The organism is Bacteroidota bacterium (assembly GCA_034723125.1).
Taxonomy (GTDB): Bacteria; Bacteroidota; Bacteroidia; order CAILMK01; family JAAYUY01; genus JAYEOP01.
This window is the reverse complement of record JAYEOP010000021.1, coordinates 1-14277: the sequence shown is the minus strand read 5'-3', so window position 1 is coordinate 14277 and position 14277 is coordinate 1. Positions and strand designations below refer to the sequence as shown.

Below are 14277 nucleotides of genomic sequence, written 5' to 3'. Positions count from 1 at the left end.
TACTTGCTTGTCTTTTTTGATCTTATCCATAATTTTATTTTCCTGTTCAAATGAGGTAAAGGATGAGCTGTCTAAAGTAAGTTCTCAACGATACGAAATTTCTTCAAACATAAATGAAGATGCTGAAATAAAGGGAATAATTAAGCCTTACAAAGATAGCCTTGACAAAACAATGAATGTTATAATTGGTCATTCAACTCAAGTTATGGTAAAGGGCTTTCCTGAGGGATTACTTGGTAATTTTGTTGCCGATTTAATGTTAGAAACTGTAAAAAACAAATTAAATAAAAAAGTAGATTTTGCATTTACTAACAATGGTGGGCTAAGGGCAATTATGCCAAAGGGAGATATTAGCGTTAGAAATGTTTACGAAATTATGCCTTTTAATAATAAAGTTGTGATTTTGAAAATGACTCCCGAACTGATGGAAAAGTTGTTTGAATATTTTGCAAGCAATGATGGTATGGCAGTATCGGGAATCAGATTTACTATAAAAAACAATAAATGTTTTGATATATTAATAAATGGTAAGCCTTATCAAAAGGATAAAAATTATTTTGTACTTACAAATGATTATCTCGCAGGTGGAGGTAGTGGAATGTTTTTTTTAAAAGAGGTTGAAGAAAAGCAAAAAATTGATTTGTTGTTACGTGATATGATAATTGAAAATATTGTTGAGCAAACAAAAAATGCTAATCTTATAAAAACGGAGATTGATGGAAGAATCAAAAAAAATTAATAGGCGTAAGTTTATAAGAAATTCAGTTTATGCAGGAGCAGGAATATGGCTTTCGAGCAAAATACCCTTTAATTCTTTTGCAAAAAATGATGTAAAAAAAATTACCATTTTAAGTACTAATGATACACACAGCAGGATTGAACCATTTCCGATGGATGGAAGTAGAAATCAAGGATTAGCAGGTTGTGCAAGAAGAGCGACTTTAATTAAAAAAATCCGTAAAGAAGAAAAAAATGTATTGCTTTTTGATGCAGGTGATATTATTCAAGGTACACCTTATTTTAACTATTTCAATGGAGAGCTTGAATTTAAGCTAATGTCGGAAATGAAATATGATGGAGCTGTAATTGGTAATCATGAATTTGATGCAGGCTTGAATACTTTGGCAAAAAATATTAAAAATTCAAGTTTTCCATTTATAATTTCTAATTATGATGTTTCTGAAACTCCTTTGAAAAATCTTACCATTAATAATAAAGTATTTGAAATGGATGGAATTAAGATTGGAGTTTTCGGACTTGGAATAGAACTTCAAGGATTGGTATCTGAAAGTTTGTACAAGAATATAAAATATTTGGATCCGACAAAAGTTGCTATTGAGCAAGAAAATATTTTGAAAAATGAGAAAAAATGCGATTTAATAATATGTATTTCTCATTTAGGATTTGATTATGAATCTAATAAAATAAATGATATAAAAATTGCTCAAAAAACAAACTATATTAATTACATAATAAGTGGTCATACTCATACCTTTATGAAAAAACCTGAAATAATTGAAAACGCAGAAGGTGCTGAGTGTCAGATATTTCAACAGGGCTTTGCAGGTATTTACCTCGGACGGATGGATTTTTATTTTGAAAAAGATTTGAAGCCGAAAGTCAAGCACAGCAAGACTTTAAAAATTTATTAAAATTTTATCAACAAAAATTTCTCTATTGTTGAAAATATTACCACCTTTATAACCTGAAAAAATGTTAAAAAATTTTACTTTATTGAACAATTATGAGCGAACAGCATATTGAAGTTTGGAAGAAATGTCTTAAAATTATTAAAGATAATATTAATGCACAAAGTTACAAAACATGGTTTAATCCAATTGAAGCGGTTAAATTAGAAAAAAAGGTACTTACTATTCAGGTGCCTAGTCTTTTCTTTTATGAGTGGCTTGAAGAACATTATGTTAATTTGTTGCGTAAAATAATAAAAAAAGTAATTGGTACCGGTGCTAAATTAGAATATAATATCCTTGTGGAAAACAGCAGTTCAGGAAATGCTCAAAGAACGATAAATATGCCGGCATCTCATTTTAGTAATGATGGTGGTATGGAAATATCAATGCCTGTTAACATTAGTAATTCTATAAAAAATCCATTTATTATTCCTGGTTTAAAAAAGATAAAAGTTGATCCTCAGTTAAATAGTAATTTTAATTTCAAACAATTTGTAGAAGGTGAATGTAACAGGCTTGCACGTAGTGCTGGTTTGGCAGTTGCTGCAAAACCGGGTGGTACTTCTTTTAATCCGCTTTTTATTTATGGAGGTGTTGGCTTAGGAAAAACTCATCTGGCTCAGGCAATAGGGAATGAGGTTAGAAATAATTTTAGAAATAAAGTAATACTGTATGTTTCTGCTGAACAATTTACTAACCAATTTATTGAATCATTAAAAAATAAAATTGTTAATGATTTTATTAATTTTTATCAACTAATTGATGTTCTCATTGTTGATGATGTTCAGTTCTTTTCTAAAAAGGAAAAAACACAAGATATTTTCTTTCATATTTTTAATAGTTTACATCAAAATGGAAAGCAAATAGTTCTTACCTCCGATAGATCTCCAAAAGATATTCAAGGATTGGAAGAACGATTACTTTCAAGATTTAAATGGGGATTATCAGCAGATCTTCAAAAGCCTGACTTTGAAACAAGGATTGCAATTTTTGAAAACAAAATGTATGCTGACGGTATAGAAATGCCTAGGGATGTTGTTGAATATATTGCATACCATGTAAATACTAGTGTTAGAGAGCTTGAAGGTGCTTTGATATCAATCCTTGCTCAGGCATCTTACAATAAAAAAGAAATGTCGGTTGATTTGGCAAAAGAGGTACTTAAAGGATTTATTAGAAAATCATCAAAAGACCTCACAATTGAACATATTCAAAGACTGGTTGCCGATCATTTAAATATAAGTATTGATGATATAAAAGCAAAAACTAGAAAAAGAGAAATTGTGCAAGCACGTCAGATTTCAATGTTTTTCTCTAAAAAACTTACTAATTCTTCACTTTGTGTAATTGGTAAACATTTTGGAGGACGCGATCATTCAACAGTAATTCATGCTTGTCAAACTGTTAATGATTTAATTGACACTGATAAAAATTATGAAAATAGAATGAAGGAAATTCAAAAATTCATTAATATTAATCTAGGTTAATAATAATTTGACAGTTGAATAACTGCTTATTCCTTTTCTCCCATAAAAACAAATTGGATAATATTAGCTCCCATTTTTAATGCTTTTAATCGTGTTGCATCGGGGTCGTGGTGAACACTCTTGTCTTCCCACCCATCACCCAAATCACATTCATAAGTGTAATAAATAACCAAACGCCCTTGGTAAAAAATTCCAAATCCCTGTGGAGAATTTTTATCGTGTTGATGTATCTTTGGCAAGCCTTTTGGAAAATCATATTTTTGATGATAAATTGAATGAGAAAAGGGTAATTCTACTAATTCACTTTCTGGGAAAACTTTTTTTATTTCAGGACGAATGTATGAGTCCATTCCATAATTATCGTCAATGTGAAGAAAACCTCCGCTAATTAAATATTTTCGTAAATTTTCTGCTTCAGAAAAATTAAAAACAACATTTCCATGACCCGTCATGTGGATAAAAGGATAGTTGAAAATGTCCTTACTCCCTACCTCAATATCTTCAGCATCATTAATATTTGTGTTAAGATTTTCGTTACAAAACTTAATGAGGTTAGGTAATGATGTGGGATTTGCATACCAATCTCCTCCTCCTTTATAAACCAATCTTCCTATTTTTACACTGCTATTTTGAGAAAACAAATTGAAGGAAAGCAGTATTGTGAAAGCTATTGTTATGGATATTTTTAATTTATTCATATTTATTTTTATTTTTGAGCTAAAGCTAAGATCCCTGATAGCATTGACAATGCTGCTGTTTCAGACCTAAGCCGAAGTTTTCCTAAATTAACAGTAATGAAATCATTGGATTTTGCAAAGTTAATTTCTTCCTCAGAAAAACCACCTTCTGCTCCAATAATCAGTACTACTTCTTTATTTCCTTTTTTTATATATTTTGAAAAATGCTCTTTTTCTGATGTTCCGCAATAGGCTATTAATTTTAAATATTTTGTGTCGTTATAGTTTTTAATAAGGCTTTCAAAGTTTTGAAGTTCATTAATTAATGGCTTAAAAGGATTTAGTGATTGCTTTACTGCACTAATTACAACCTTCCTCATTCTTTCATTATTTACATTCACTCGCTCCGAATGTTTACTTTGAAAAAAACTTATAGAACTTACTCCGAGTTCTGTTGATTTCTCAACTATCCATTCATTTTTAATCCTTTTTTTTAAAGGGCTAAAAGCAAGATGAATTATCGGTTGTGGCTTTGTGTGTTCTTTGCTTTCCGTAATCTCAAGATTTACATTATTTTTTAAAATACTAATAATTTTAGTTTTTGAAATAATTCCTTTCCCATTACAAACAAGTACTTCATCATTTATTTTTAATCGTAATACTCGTGTTAAGTGATGACTTTCTTCTGCATTTAAAGAAATTACTTTTGAAGTTTTTTTTAATAAAGGTTCAAAAAATAAAATTTGATTCATATTTCTTGTTGTTGATTAAAAAGGTAAAAATACGAGAACCTTCCTAAAATTTATTCTTTTTACTTCCTTTATAAATTTGATACTTATGGTATTTACATTTTAACCCACCGTTGTTGAGGTGTATTTTAAAAGAAGTTCTAAGACCTACTTTTTTTATTGCATCAATATTTGCACTTAAAATACATGCATCATATCCTGTAAATTTTTGTTTAAATCTATCACCTATCATTTCGTAAAAACTCTCAACATCAATATTTTGCAACCTCTCATTGTAGGGTGGATTTATTATCAACATTCCTTTTTCTTTTGGAGGTTCAAGCTCTTCAAAGTCCCTGACTTCAAAAGTTACTTTATCACGCATTTTTGATTCTGCAAGGTTCTTTTTTGAAATTCTTATTGCTCTTGGTGATTTATCGTATCCATATATCTTATGCTTAAATCGTATTTCGTTATTTAAAGCTTCTTCATGAATCCGTGTCCAAATAGCTTTGTTAAAACCTTTCCAATTAAAAAAACCAAAATGTTGACGGTTTATGTTTGGAGCAATATTATTTGCAATCATTGCCGCTTCAATAGGAATTGTTCCCGAGCCACACATAGGGTCAATAAAACTAGAATCTTTTTTCCAGTTTGAAAGTAAAATTAATCCTGCTGCAAGAACTTCATTTATCGGTGCTTCATTGGTTTCTAATCTGTAACCCCTTTGATTTAGTGGCTTTCCTGAGCTGTCAAGTGATATTGTACAATTGTCATTAATAATATGAACATCAATTTTTAAAATAGGATTCTCAAGATCAATGTTTGGTCGCTTATTGTTTTTTTTCATAAATTGGTCAACTATTGCATCTTTGGTTTTATGTATCACATATTTCGAATGCTTAAAATAGTCGGAATAAACAGTGCTACCAATAAACAAGGTGTCGCGATGACTCATATAAGTTGACCAGTCGATTTGCTGAATTTTTTTGTAAAGATTAAAATCGTCTCTTGCTTTAAATTGGGCAATTGGTTTTAAAATTTTTAATGCTGTTCTCAAGTTTAAGTTAGCTTTGTAAAGTAGTTCGTTGTTTCCTATAAAACTAACAGCACGTATTTTTTTTTCAACATGATCAACTCCAAGATTTTTAATTTCCTTAATAAGAACGTCCTCTAATCCTTGGAATGTTTTTACAATAATCTCAAAATTGTCTTTATTAACTTTCAATTTTCTAATATTTTGTGTTTTAAAAAGAGTTGCAAAATTAACAAATTTATTTTGTGTATGAAATTGATTTAAAAAAAATCAAGCAAATTTTGCTTATACCCTATATTTGGAAATAAACGGAATAGACGACTAAAAAATAGTAATCAAACTAAAAGAATATAAGTTCGTTGTTATCTGATAAAACATTATTACTTTTGCATGAGTATTATAAATTGTACAAGATTGAAAGTATGTATTTTAAGGTATTTATAATAGATATATCAGGAATGTGTAGTATATACTTATGATGGTAGTAATTTAAAAAAAACAATGAAAATCTACAATAAAATATGAAAATAGGTTTCGTAGTACTAATTCATTTCCTTGTGATTTTAGTTATTAACAATAATGATAGTTTATTTTTTTTGTAGATTAGTTTTATATGATTGGAAACTGGGGTTTAATAAAAATTTTAAAAGTCAATAATCGTGTCAATCTTAAAATCAAATAATACCTATTAAGACAATTTAAAGGAAGCTAAAAATTAATTAACATGATAATAGACGAATTAAAACGACTTAAAGAAAGCGAAGATAAAGTTGAGTTTAAAGAAGCTAAAACCCAATACAATTATAATAATGGCAGGCGAAGTGTATTGGGTTATGTTGTTGCTCTTGCAAATGAAGGTGGAGGAAAATTAATTCTTGGAGTAAGAGAGAATAATAACGGCTTGCATATCATTACCGGTTCTGCAGCTTGGGAAGGGCGAGAAGGCAAATTAGCCGAGGATATTTACCGTGATAAACAAATCAGGATTCAAACAGAAGTTTTACATGAAGGAGATAAGCGCGTATTGGTTATTCATATTCCTTCCAGACCAGTTGGTAAAACACTGAAATTTGAAGATATTCCATTAATGCGGGTTGGTGAGGATTTATTACCGATGAGCGATGAACAATTATTTAAAATTCTTCAGGAACAAGAACCCGATTTTTCTGCTAAGATTTGCGAAGGTTTAACAATTGATGATATTGACGAGAACGCAATAGATATCTTAAAAGAGAAGTATGCCAAAAAGCAAAATAATCCCGGTTTTAAAACGCAATCAAACGAACAGGTACTAATCGACCTCGACCTGATGATTGATGGCAAGTTATCTAATGCGGCATTAATCCTTATCGGTAAAAAAGGCAAAATACATAATATCTTACCACAAGCAAAAGTAATTATTGAATATCGAAGAAGCGATACAGCAATTGAATCTGATAACAGGGTAGAAATACAAGAACCTTTATTCGTTGCTATTGATAAAATTTGGGATTATATCAATCAGCCTGCAAGCAATCCTACATTTAAACTAAAACAAGGGCCATATATTTTCGATCTACCTTTCTTTAAAGAGGACATTATCAGAGAAGCTGTATTAAATGCAATTGTTCACAGAGATTATACAATTACCAGTGAGATAGTTATTAAACAATATCCAAACAAAATAGTTATTACAAACCCAGGTGGTTTTCCTCGTGGTGTGAATCTGGAAAATTTACTTACAGTTAACAGCACTCCCCGAAGCAGGTTACTTGCCGACATTCTATTAAAAACCGGATTGGTTGAACGTTCAGGTCAGGGAGTTGACAAATTATTTTTATACAGTCTCATGGAATCAAAGCCTGTCCCAGACTATTTTAGCACAAGTATGCTCCAGGTCGAATTAAAAATATCTGCCGACATTCAAGACCCTTCATTTTTAATTTTTGCAAATGAAGAACAAAGCCAACGTGATGAAAACAACAAACTTGGCGTTTTTGATTTAATCACTCTGGATAAAATACGAATAGGTATATCAAGTGGCTTGAATAGAGATATTGTACAGAAATTATATACTCAAAATGTAATTAAAAGAAGTGGCAAAACCACAAGTGAAATATATACACTTGGAGATAAGTATTTTGAAATTACACAAACAGAAGATAAAATTGTTGGTTATCGACCAATTTATCTGAGTATGATAGCAGAAGGATATCAAAGTAAAAATAAACTTAGTGTAAGTGATTTTATGGAAATATTTGAAGATAAATTAACTCGTGACCAGATGCGTTATATGATTGAAAAACTTGTTAAAGATGATGTATTAACTCAAGAAGGAACTGGAAAGGGAACTAAGTACAGACTTAATGTAGAAGATAGTAAGGGAGATTTATTTGATTTAATAAAGAAAATCTTAATGAAATGATAAAGTGTAGTTCCCCATATAATGATACATTTCCCCAAAAAGATAATAATGGGATTAAAGAAGTTGCTAATAATAAAGGTCTTAGTACAGATATAAGTTTAGTAGTTAATCAAGATAGTTCCCCATATAATGATGCACTTTCCCCAGAAGATAGAGAAGGTATTAGAAATACAGTTGATAATAATAGGACTTAATGTAGCTATTAGTTTATCTACGAATCAACTGAGTTCCCCATATAATGATATGAATTCTCCAAAAATATAAAAGTATGGATATACTAAGTTTTAAAGAATACCATATATGTCAGATTCCCATTTTATAGTTATTACAAAAATGGGGTGTCAATATCTTTTACAGTAAGAAATTTTGGACTACCAAGTGACTATTAAGATGATTTATCCATGTTTATGAAACTCCGTATGGCAGTAGTTGAGTGATATTCTGACTAATGTATTGGCTTATACCGTTAATGAAATACTAGAAGCTTTGAGAGAAAAGAATGTTGCTAAATTACGTTACAAATAATGAACACAATAATTCAATATGATAGCTTTAATTTTGTTTTAAAGTACTCGTTAGATAAGTGCCTAAAAATAAGAATCAGCTAATAAAAATTAATACATTAATTTTTATTGATAAATATTCAGTATTAATAACTAATATTTTTACTTTTGCAATTCTGAAAATAATGTTAGTAAATGCAGGAATTAAATAAATTGTAAAAAAATGCCGGCAAAGTTTAATCCGATAAAAATATTTGCAGGAAATGCTTCATTTGATCTTGGGCAAAAAATTTCACGTGCTTTTGGTATTGATCTTGGAGATCTAAGTATTATAAAGTTTAAAGATGGTGAGATTCAACCCAATTTTAATGAATCAATTCGTGGTTGTGATGTATTTCTTATTCAATCAACTTATTCCCCTTCAGATAATTTAATGGAATTATTATTAATGATTGATGCAGCAAAAAGGGCATCAGCTAACAACATTAATGTAGTAATTCCTTATTTTGGATATGCTAGGCAGGATAGAAAAGACAAACCCCGAGTATCTATTGGAGCAAAACTATTAGCCGATATTATTCACACAGCAGGTGCTACTAGGGTTATGACAATGGATTTACATGCTGCACAAATTCAGGGATTTTTTCCTATACCTGTTGTTCACCTTGATTCCTCAGTTCTTTTTATTCCATATATTGAAGACCTTGATTTATCAGACTTAGTGATTGCTTCTCCTGATATTGGTGGAACTAAGCGTGCAAGAGCATTTGCAGATAAGTTACATTCCGAAATAGTTATTTCTGATAAGCACAGAGTAAAGGCTAATGAAGTTGCAGAAATGAGGATAATTGGAAATGTTGAGGGTAAAAATGTGATAATTGTTGATGACATGATTGATACAGGAAACACACTTGTTAAAGCTGCTCAATTGATGATAGATTCAGGAGCAAAAAGTGTAAGAGCATTAGCTACACATCCTGTTTTTTCGGAAGATGCAATAAAAAATCTTGAAAATTCAAAATTGGAAGAAATCGTTGTTTGCGATACTATTCCGTTAAAAAAAAGATCTAGTAAAATTAAAGTTCTTTCAATTTCAACCCTATTTGCAAAGGCTATTCATAATGTTTATGAGCATGAGTCTATAAGCTCATTGTTTAATATGCCGGGAGCAATACAAAAAAAGTTTAAATTCTAAAAAAGAAAAATTATTATGAAAAAGTTCGTGTTGACTGGGAAGTTAAGAGATACTTCAACCAAAAAAGAAATTAACAGACTAAGAAAAGAAGGTTTTGTGCCGGCAGTTATTTATGGCGATAAAATAAAAGAAAACATAAGCATTTACTGTTTTATAAATGACTTAAGAGATTTAGTTTATACAGACCAAGTTTATATGGTTGTTTTAAATGTGGAAGGTAAAGAATATAAAACTGTTATAAAAAATATTCAATTTAATCCTTTATCTGATGACCCAATCCATTTAGATTTTATGGAAGTTACAGATGACAAAGAAATAAAAATATACTATCCAATTTCACTGGTTGGGACTCCTTTAGGTATTACAGAAGGTGGAAAAGTATTTAGAAAATTAAGAAAAATACGTTTAAAAGGAAAAGTTTCAGACTTACCTGAAACATTGGAAATAAATATTGAACATCTAAAATTAGGAGATACTTTAAAAATTGGAGAAATTGAAATCCCGAATATTGAAGTTCTTGCATCCGATAATACTCCTGTAGTGGGCGTTTCTATTCCAAAATTGGTTGAACTTCCAGAAGTTGGTGAAGAAGGATTAACTGATGAAGAACTTGAAGAAGGAGAAGGAGAAGAAGGAGACAAAGAAGGAGAAGAAGGAGAAGAAGGAGAGAAAGAAGCTGAAGCAACTGAAGAGAAAGATTCTAAGTAGTTTCAACAAGAGGAAAAGTATTTTTAAAATAATATCACCGAATTTTAATTTTTCATTTGATTAATTAATTTTCGGTGAATTTTTTTCAAGCGAAAAACAATAGGATATTTTAAACAATTTAATTTTAAACAATTGAGGTTTTTAATTGCCGGACTTGGGAACATTGGTGATGAGTACAAAAATACTCGTCATAATATCGGCTTTACCATTTTGGACAATATTGCCGAAAAAGAAAATTTTGTATTTGAGCATGCTAGGCTAGCATTTATTGCAAAGCACAAAATTAAAAACAGAGTTTTTTTCTATATTAAACCCACCACTTTTATGAACCTTAGTGGTAAATCAATTAGATACTGGCTTAATTATTTGAAAATACCAATAGAAAATCTCATAGTTATTGTGGATGATATTGCCATACCTTTTGGCAAAATTAGAATACGTACAAAAGGTGGAGCAGGCGGACATAATGGATTAGAAGACATAATTAATGTTTTGGGAGGACAAAATTTTTCACGTCTTCGCTTTGGAATTGGTGATGAATTTTCTAAAGGGAAACAAGTAAAATATGTTCTTGGTGAATGGACAGATAAGGAAATCAGTATTTTAAGTGATAAATCAACTATTGTTTACGATTCAATTAAATCAATTGCTTTTGAGGGAATTGCAAAGGCAATGACAAATTACAATAAAAAATAAAATTTACTCATGTATGATATTATAATTATAGGTAGTGGTCCCGGAGGATATGTAGCAGCAATAAGAGCTACTCAACTTGGGAAAAAAGTTGCAGTTGTTGAAAGAGAATCTTTGGGTGGTATTTGCTTAAACTGGGGTTGTATTCCTACAAAAGCTCTACTTCGCTCAGCTCAAATTGCCAATGACATAAAAAATGCTTCAAGCTATGGTATTAGCATAGACAATGTGAAAGTAGATTTTAATGCAATTATAAAACGTTCAAGAGAAATTTCCGAAAAGATGTCAAAAGGCGTAAAATATCTTTTCAAAAAAAATAAAATTGATTTATTACAAGGAAACGGGAAATTATTAGAAAATAAAAAGGTTGAAGTAGATTTTAATGGAGAAAAAACAATTTATGAAGCTACAAATATAATTATTGCAACAGGTTCAAGGGCTGCTCAGTTGCCAAATATAAAAATTGACGGCAAAAAAATTATAGGCTACAGACAAGCTTTGTCATTAGAAAATCAACCTGATGAAATGCTTGTAATTGGATCGGGTGCAATTGGTTCTGAGTTGGCATATTTTTATAATTCAATTGGAACAAAAGTTACTCTTGTAGAATTGTTACCAACAATAGTTCCTAATGAAGATGAAGAAGTTGCAAAACAATTGGCAAGGAGTTTTAAAAAGAATAAAATTAAAGTTTTTACAAATTCTTCTGTAGAAAAAGTTGACATATCTGCTGATAAATGTAAAGTATTTTTAAAAACAAAAAAGGGTGAAGAGATTATTGAAGCAGATGTTGTACTTAGTGCAGTAGGAATCACACCCAACACAGAAAATATTGGATTGGAGGAAGTAGGAATTTCAACCACTAAAGGTAAAATTGACGTTGACAATTTTTATAAAACAAATATTGATGGTGTTTTTGCAATTGGCGATATTGTTCATGGACCTGCATTGGCACATGTTGCCTCTGCCGAAGGAATTATTTGTGTTGAAAAAATAGCAGGTTTATCTCCTGAAAAACTTGACTATACTAATATTCCTGCTTGTACTTACACACAACCCGAACTTGCCTCTGTTGGATTAACAGAAGATGCTGCAATAGAATCCGGCTATGAAATAAGGAAAGGAAAATTTCCTTTCACCGCCTCTGGTAAGGCATCAGCCTCAGGACATTATGAGGGATTTGTAAAATTGATATTTAATTCTAAGGATGATAAAATTATTGGTGCTCATTTAATCGGTAGCAATGTAACCGAAATGATTGCTGAAATAATTATTTCAAAAAAAATGGGAGCCACAGGACATGATATTTTGAAATCAGTTCATCCTCATCCTACAATGTCGGAAGCAATAATGGAAGCTGCCGCTTCAGCTTACAATGAAGCAATTCATATATAAAAATCAGTTATGGGCAAGGCAAAGATACAGAACAATGGAAAATTTTTGTTAGCAAATAGAAAATTGAAAGGAAATGCCAACGTACAAATAGCACATTTGGTTTTTGCCGACACACAGGCAAACCCTGAAAAACCAAAAGAGCTATTTTTTAGCCAACGCTCGGACAGACAACGAAACAGAAAAAGTAAATTTAAAAACTGAATTAAAGGACATAAAATATAGAATGGCAAAAAAGAACAAAAACAATAAACCGATAGAAGTAACCCTTTGGGATGCTGCGAATAAATTGAGAGGAAGTATAGAACCTTCCGAATACAAACACGTTGTTTTAGGACTGATTTTTTTAAAGTTTGCAAGTGACAAGTTTGAAGAACACCGAGCTAAACTCATTTCCGAAGGCAAAGAAAAATACATTGAAATGGCTGACTTTTACAATATGAACAATGTGTTCTTTTTGGAAGAAACCAGTCGTTGGAATTATCTGATTAAAAAATCAAAACAAAATGATATTGCATTGCTTATTGACACAGCTTTGCACACCATTGAGAAAAACAACAAAGCCCTGAAAGGCGCATTGCCCGATAACTACTTTTCACGTTTGGGATTGGATGTAACCAAACTGGCTTCATTGCTCGACTCCATAAACGACATTGATACTACCAAAGACCCAAAACAAGATGTGGTTGGAAAAGTTTACGAATACTTCCTTTCGAAATTTGCATTAGCAGAGGGAAAAGGGAAAGGAGAATTCTATACACCCAAAAGCATTGTAAATCTGATTGCAGAAATGATTGAACCATACAAGGGAATTATTTATGACCCTGCTTGCGGTTCGGGCGGTATGTTTGTACAATCGGTAAAGTTTATTGAAGCACACCACGGAAACAAAAAAGAAGTTTCCATTTACGGGCAGGAATATACCAACACCACCTACAAACTGGCAAAAATGAACCTTGCCATACGCGGTATTTCGGCAAACTTTGGCGAAAAAGCAGCCGATACCTTTGGTGATGATCAGCATAAAGACCTCAAGGCCGATTTTGTTATGGCAAATCCACCCTTTAACCAAAAAGACTGGCGCGCCGAAACCGAATTGTTAGATGACCCGCGCTGGGCCGGTTACGAGGTGCCGCCAAAAAGTAATGCCAACTATGCCTGGATACTGAATATGGCATCCAAACTATCCGAAAACGGGATTGCAGGCTTTGTCTTGGCAAACGGTGCCTTAAGCGGCGGTGGCGAAGAATACAAAATTCGCCGTAAGCTGATTGAAAATAATTTGGTGGAAGCCATTATGGTATTACCACAAAATATGTTTTACACAACCAATATTAGTGTTACGATTTGGATTTTAAATAAAAATAAAAGAGAACAATACCGGAACATTGGAGATGAAAATCGCAATTATCGTCAGCGTGAAAATGAAATTCTCTTTATGGATTTACGCCAAATAGGTGAACCCTTTGAAAAGAAATTTACTCAATTCAGTCCACAGCATATACATGATATAGCTTCTACTTATCATACTTGGCAACAAAAAGATATGGATTATAAAAACATACCCGAATATTGTTATTCCGCTAACTTTGATGAAGTAGCCAAAAAAGACTTCTCACTTGTGCCAAGTAAATATATTGAATTTGTGAATCGCGACGAAAATATCAATTTCGATGAAAAGATGAAAAGCTTGCAAAGTGAATTTTCTGAGCTATTAAAGACAGAAGAACAATCAAATAAAGATTTACTAAAGGTATTTGAAG

The 14277-nt window shown here is 31.2% G+C and carries 14 protein-coding genes; 11 read left to right on the top strand and 3 right to left on the bottom strand.

The genetic code is table 11. From position 1 onward, the window contains the following. Positions 1-7 precede the first annotated feature (7 nt). The 3 genes from U9R42_00710 (at position 8) to dnaA (ending at position 3178) form a co-directional block, all read left to right on the top strand. Positions 8-739: a 5'-nucleotidase C-terminal domain-containing protein gene (locus U9R42_00710; GenBank protein ID MEA3494540.1), complete on the top strand. Its 732-nt coding sequence runs from the start codon at positions 8-10 to the stop codon at positions 737-739. Beyond that, positions 717-1652 carry a metallophosphatase gene (locus U9R42_00705; GenBank protein MEA3494539.1) on the top strand — a complete coding sequence of 312 codons (936 nt, stop codon included), beginning with the start codon at positions 717-719 and terminating at the stop codon, positions 1650-1652. The genes U9R42_00710 and U9R42_00705 overlap by 23 nt, the downstream gene beginning before the upstream one ends. Positions 1653-1744: 92 nt before the next feature. After that, positions 1745-3178, top strand: a complete 1434-nt coding sequence (gene dnaA / locus U9R42_00700; GenBank protein ID MEA3494538.1) for a chromosomal replication initiator protein DnaA — start codon at positions 1745-1747, stop codon at positions 3176-3178. Positions 3179-3204: 26 nt separating this feature from the next. Here dnaA and U9R42_00695 read toward each other — a convergent pair whose 3' ends face one another. Genes U9R42_00695 through U9R42_00685 form a run of 3 tightly spaced genes read right to left on the bottom strand, consistent with a single transcriptional unit; the run spans position 3205 to position 5811 of the window. Beyond that, complete coding sequence (locus U9R42_00695; protein MEA3494537.1) at positions 3205-3876, bottom strand: DUF4159 domain-containing protein; 672 nt, start codon at positions 3874-3876, stop codon at positions 3205-3207. Between the two features lie 8 nt (positions 3877-3884). Beyond that, complete coding sequence (locus tag U9R42_00690) at positions 3885-4607, bottom strand: RsmE family RNA methyltransferase (GenBank protein ID MEA3494536.1); 723 nt, start codon at positions 4605-4607, stop codon at positions 3885-3887. 43 nt (positions 4608-4650) lie between these two features. Further along, complete coding sequence (locus tag U9R42_00685) at positions 4651-5811, bottom strand: class I SAM-dependent RNA methyltransferase (GenBank protein MEA3494535.1); 1161 nt, start codon at positions 5809-5811, stop codon at positions 4651-4653. Between the two features lie 532 nt (positions 5812-6343). On the opposite strand from U9R42_00685, the gene U9R42_00680 reads away from it, so the two are divergent. From U9R42_00680 to U9R42_00645, 8 genes are all read left to right on the top strand, one after another. Continuing rightward, positions 6344-8023: an ATP-binding protein gene (locus U9R42_00680; GenBank protein MEA3494534.1), complete on the top strand. Its 1680-nt coding sequence runs from the start codon at positions 6344-6346 to the stop codon at positions 8021-8023. Further along, entirely contained in the window at positions 8020-8217 is a 198-nt protein-coding gene (locus U9R42_00675) for a hypothetical protein (GenBank protein ID MEA3494533.1), read from the top strand. Before U9R42_00680 ends, U9R42_00675 begins: the two co-directional genes overlap by 4 nt. Before the next feature lie 532 nt (positions 8218-8749). Continuing rightward, the gene (locus U9R42_00670; protein MEA3494532.1) at positions 8750-9721 is read left to right on the top strand and encodes a ribose-phosphate pyrophosphokinase; all 972 of its coding nucleotides are present in this window, start codon (positions 8750-8752) and stop codon (positions 9719-9721) included. Between the two features lie 15 nt (positions 9722-9736). Further along, on the top strand, positions 9737-10429 hold the full coding sequence (locus U9R42_00665; protein MEA3494531.1) for a 50S ribosomal protein L25: 693 nt from the start codon (positions 9737-9739) through the stop codon (positions 10427-10429). A 132-nt stretch (positions 10430-10561) separates the two neighbouring features. After that, positions 10562-11125: an aminoacyl-tRNA hydrolase gene (pth, locus tag U9R42_00660; protein ID MEA3494530.1), complete on the top strand. Its 564-nt coding sequence runs from the start codon at positions 10562-10564 to the stop codon at positions 11123-11125. A gap of 9 nt (positions 11126-11134) precedes the next feature. Beyond that, complete coding sequence (lpdA, locus tag U9R42_00655; GenBank protein MEA3494529.1) at positions 11135-12517, top strand: dihydrolipoyl dehydrogenase; 1383 nt, start codon at positions 11135-11137, stop codon at positions 12515-12517. A gap of 9 nt (positions 12518-12526) precedes the next feature. Further along, complete coding sequence (locus U9R42_00650) at positions 12527-12718, top strand: hypothetical protein (GenBank protein ID MEA3494528.1); 192 nt, start codon at positions 12527-12529, stop codon at positions 12716-12718. A 22-nt stretch (positions 12719-12740) separates the two neighbouring features. Beyond that, positions 12741-14277: class I SAM-dependent DNA methyltransferase (locus U9R42_00645; GenBank protein MEA3494527.1), on the top strand; the 1537-nt coding region annotated here is incomplete at its 3' end.

Bases quoted from the DNA above. Each gene is read 5' to 3' on its own strand.
- U9R42_00705 (MEA3494539.1), top strand. From the start codon at position 717: ATGGAAGAATCAAAAAAAATTAATAGGCGTAAGTTTATAAGAAATTCA.
- dnaA (MEA3494538.1), top strand. From the start codon at position 1,745: ATGAGCGAACAGCATATTGAAGTTTGGAAGAAATGTCTTAAAATTATT.
- U9R42_00695 (MEA3494537.1), bottom strand. From the start codon at position 3,876: ATGAATAAATTAAAAATATCCATAACAATAGCTTTCACAATACTGCTT.
- U9R42_00690 (MEA3494536.1), bottom strand. From the start codon at position 4,607: ATGAATCAAATTTTATTTTTTGAACCTTTATTAAAAAAAACTTCAAAA.
- U9R42_00680 (MEA3494534.1), top strand. From the start codon at position 6,344: ATGATAATAGACGAATTAAAACGACTTAAAGAAAGCGAAGATAAAGTT.
- U9R42_00675 (MEA3494533.1), top strand. From the start codon at position 8,020: ATGATAAAGTGTAGTTCCCCATATAATGATACATTTCCCCAAAAAGAT.
- U9R42_00670 (MEA3494532.1), top strand. From the start codon at position 8,750: ATGCCGGCAAAGTTTAATCCGATAAAAATATTTGCAGGAAATGCTTCA.
- U9R42_00665 (MEA3494531.1), top strand. From the start codon at position 9,737: ATGAAAAAGTTCGTGTTGACTGGGAAGTTAAGAGATACTTCAACCAAA.
- lpdA (MEA3494529.1), top strand. From the start codon at position 11,135: ATGTATGATATTATAATTATAGGTAGTGGTCCCGGAGGATATGTAGCA.
- U9R42_00650 (MEA3494528.1), top strand. From the start codon at position 12,527: ATGGGCAAGGCAAAGATACAGAACAATGGAAAATTTTTGTTAGCAAAT.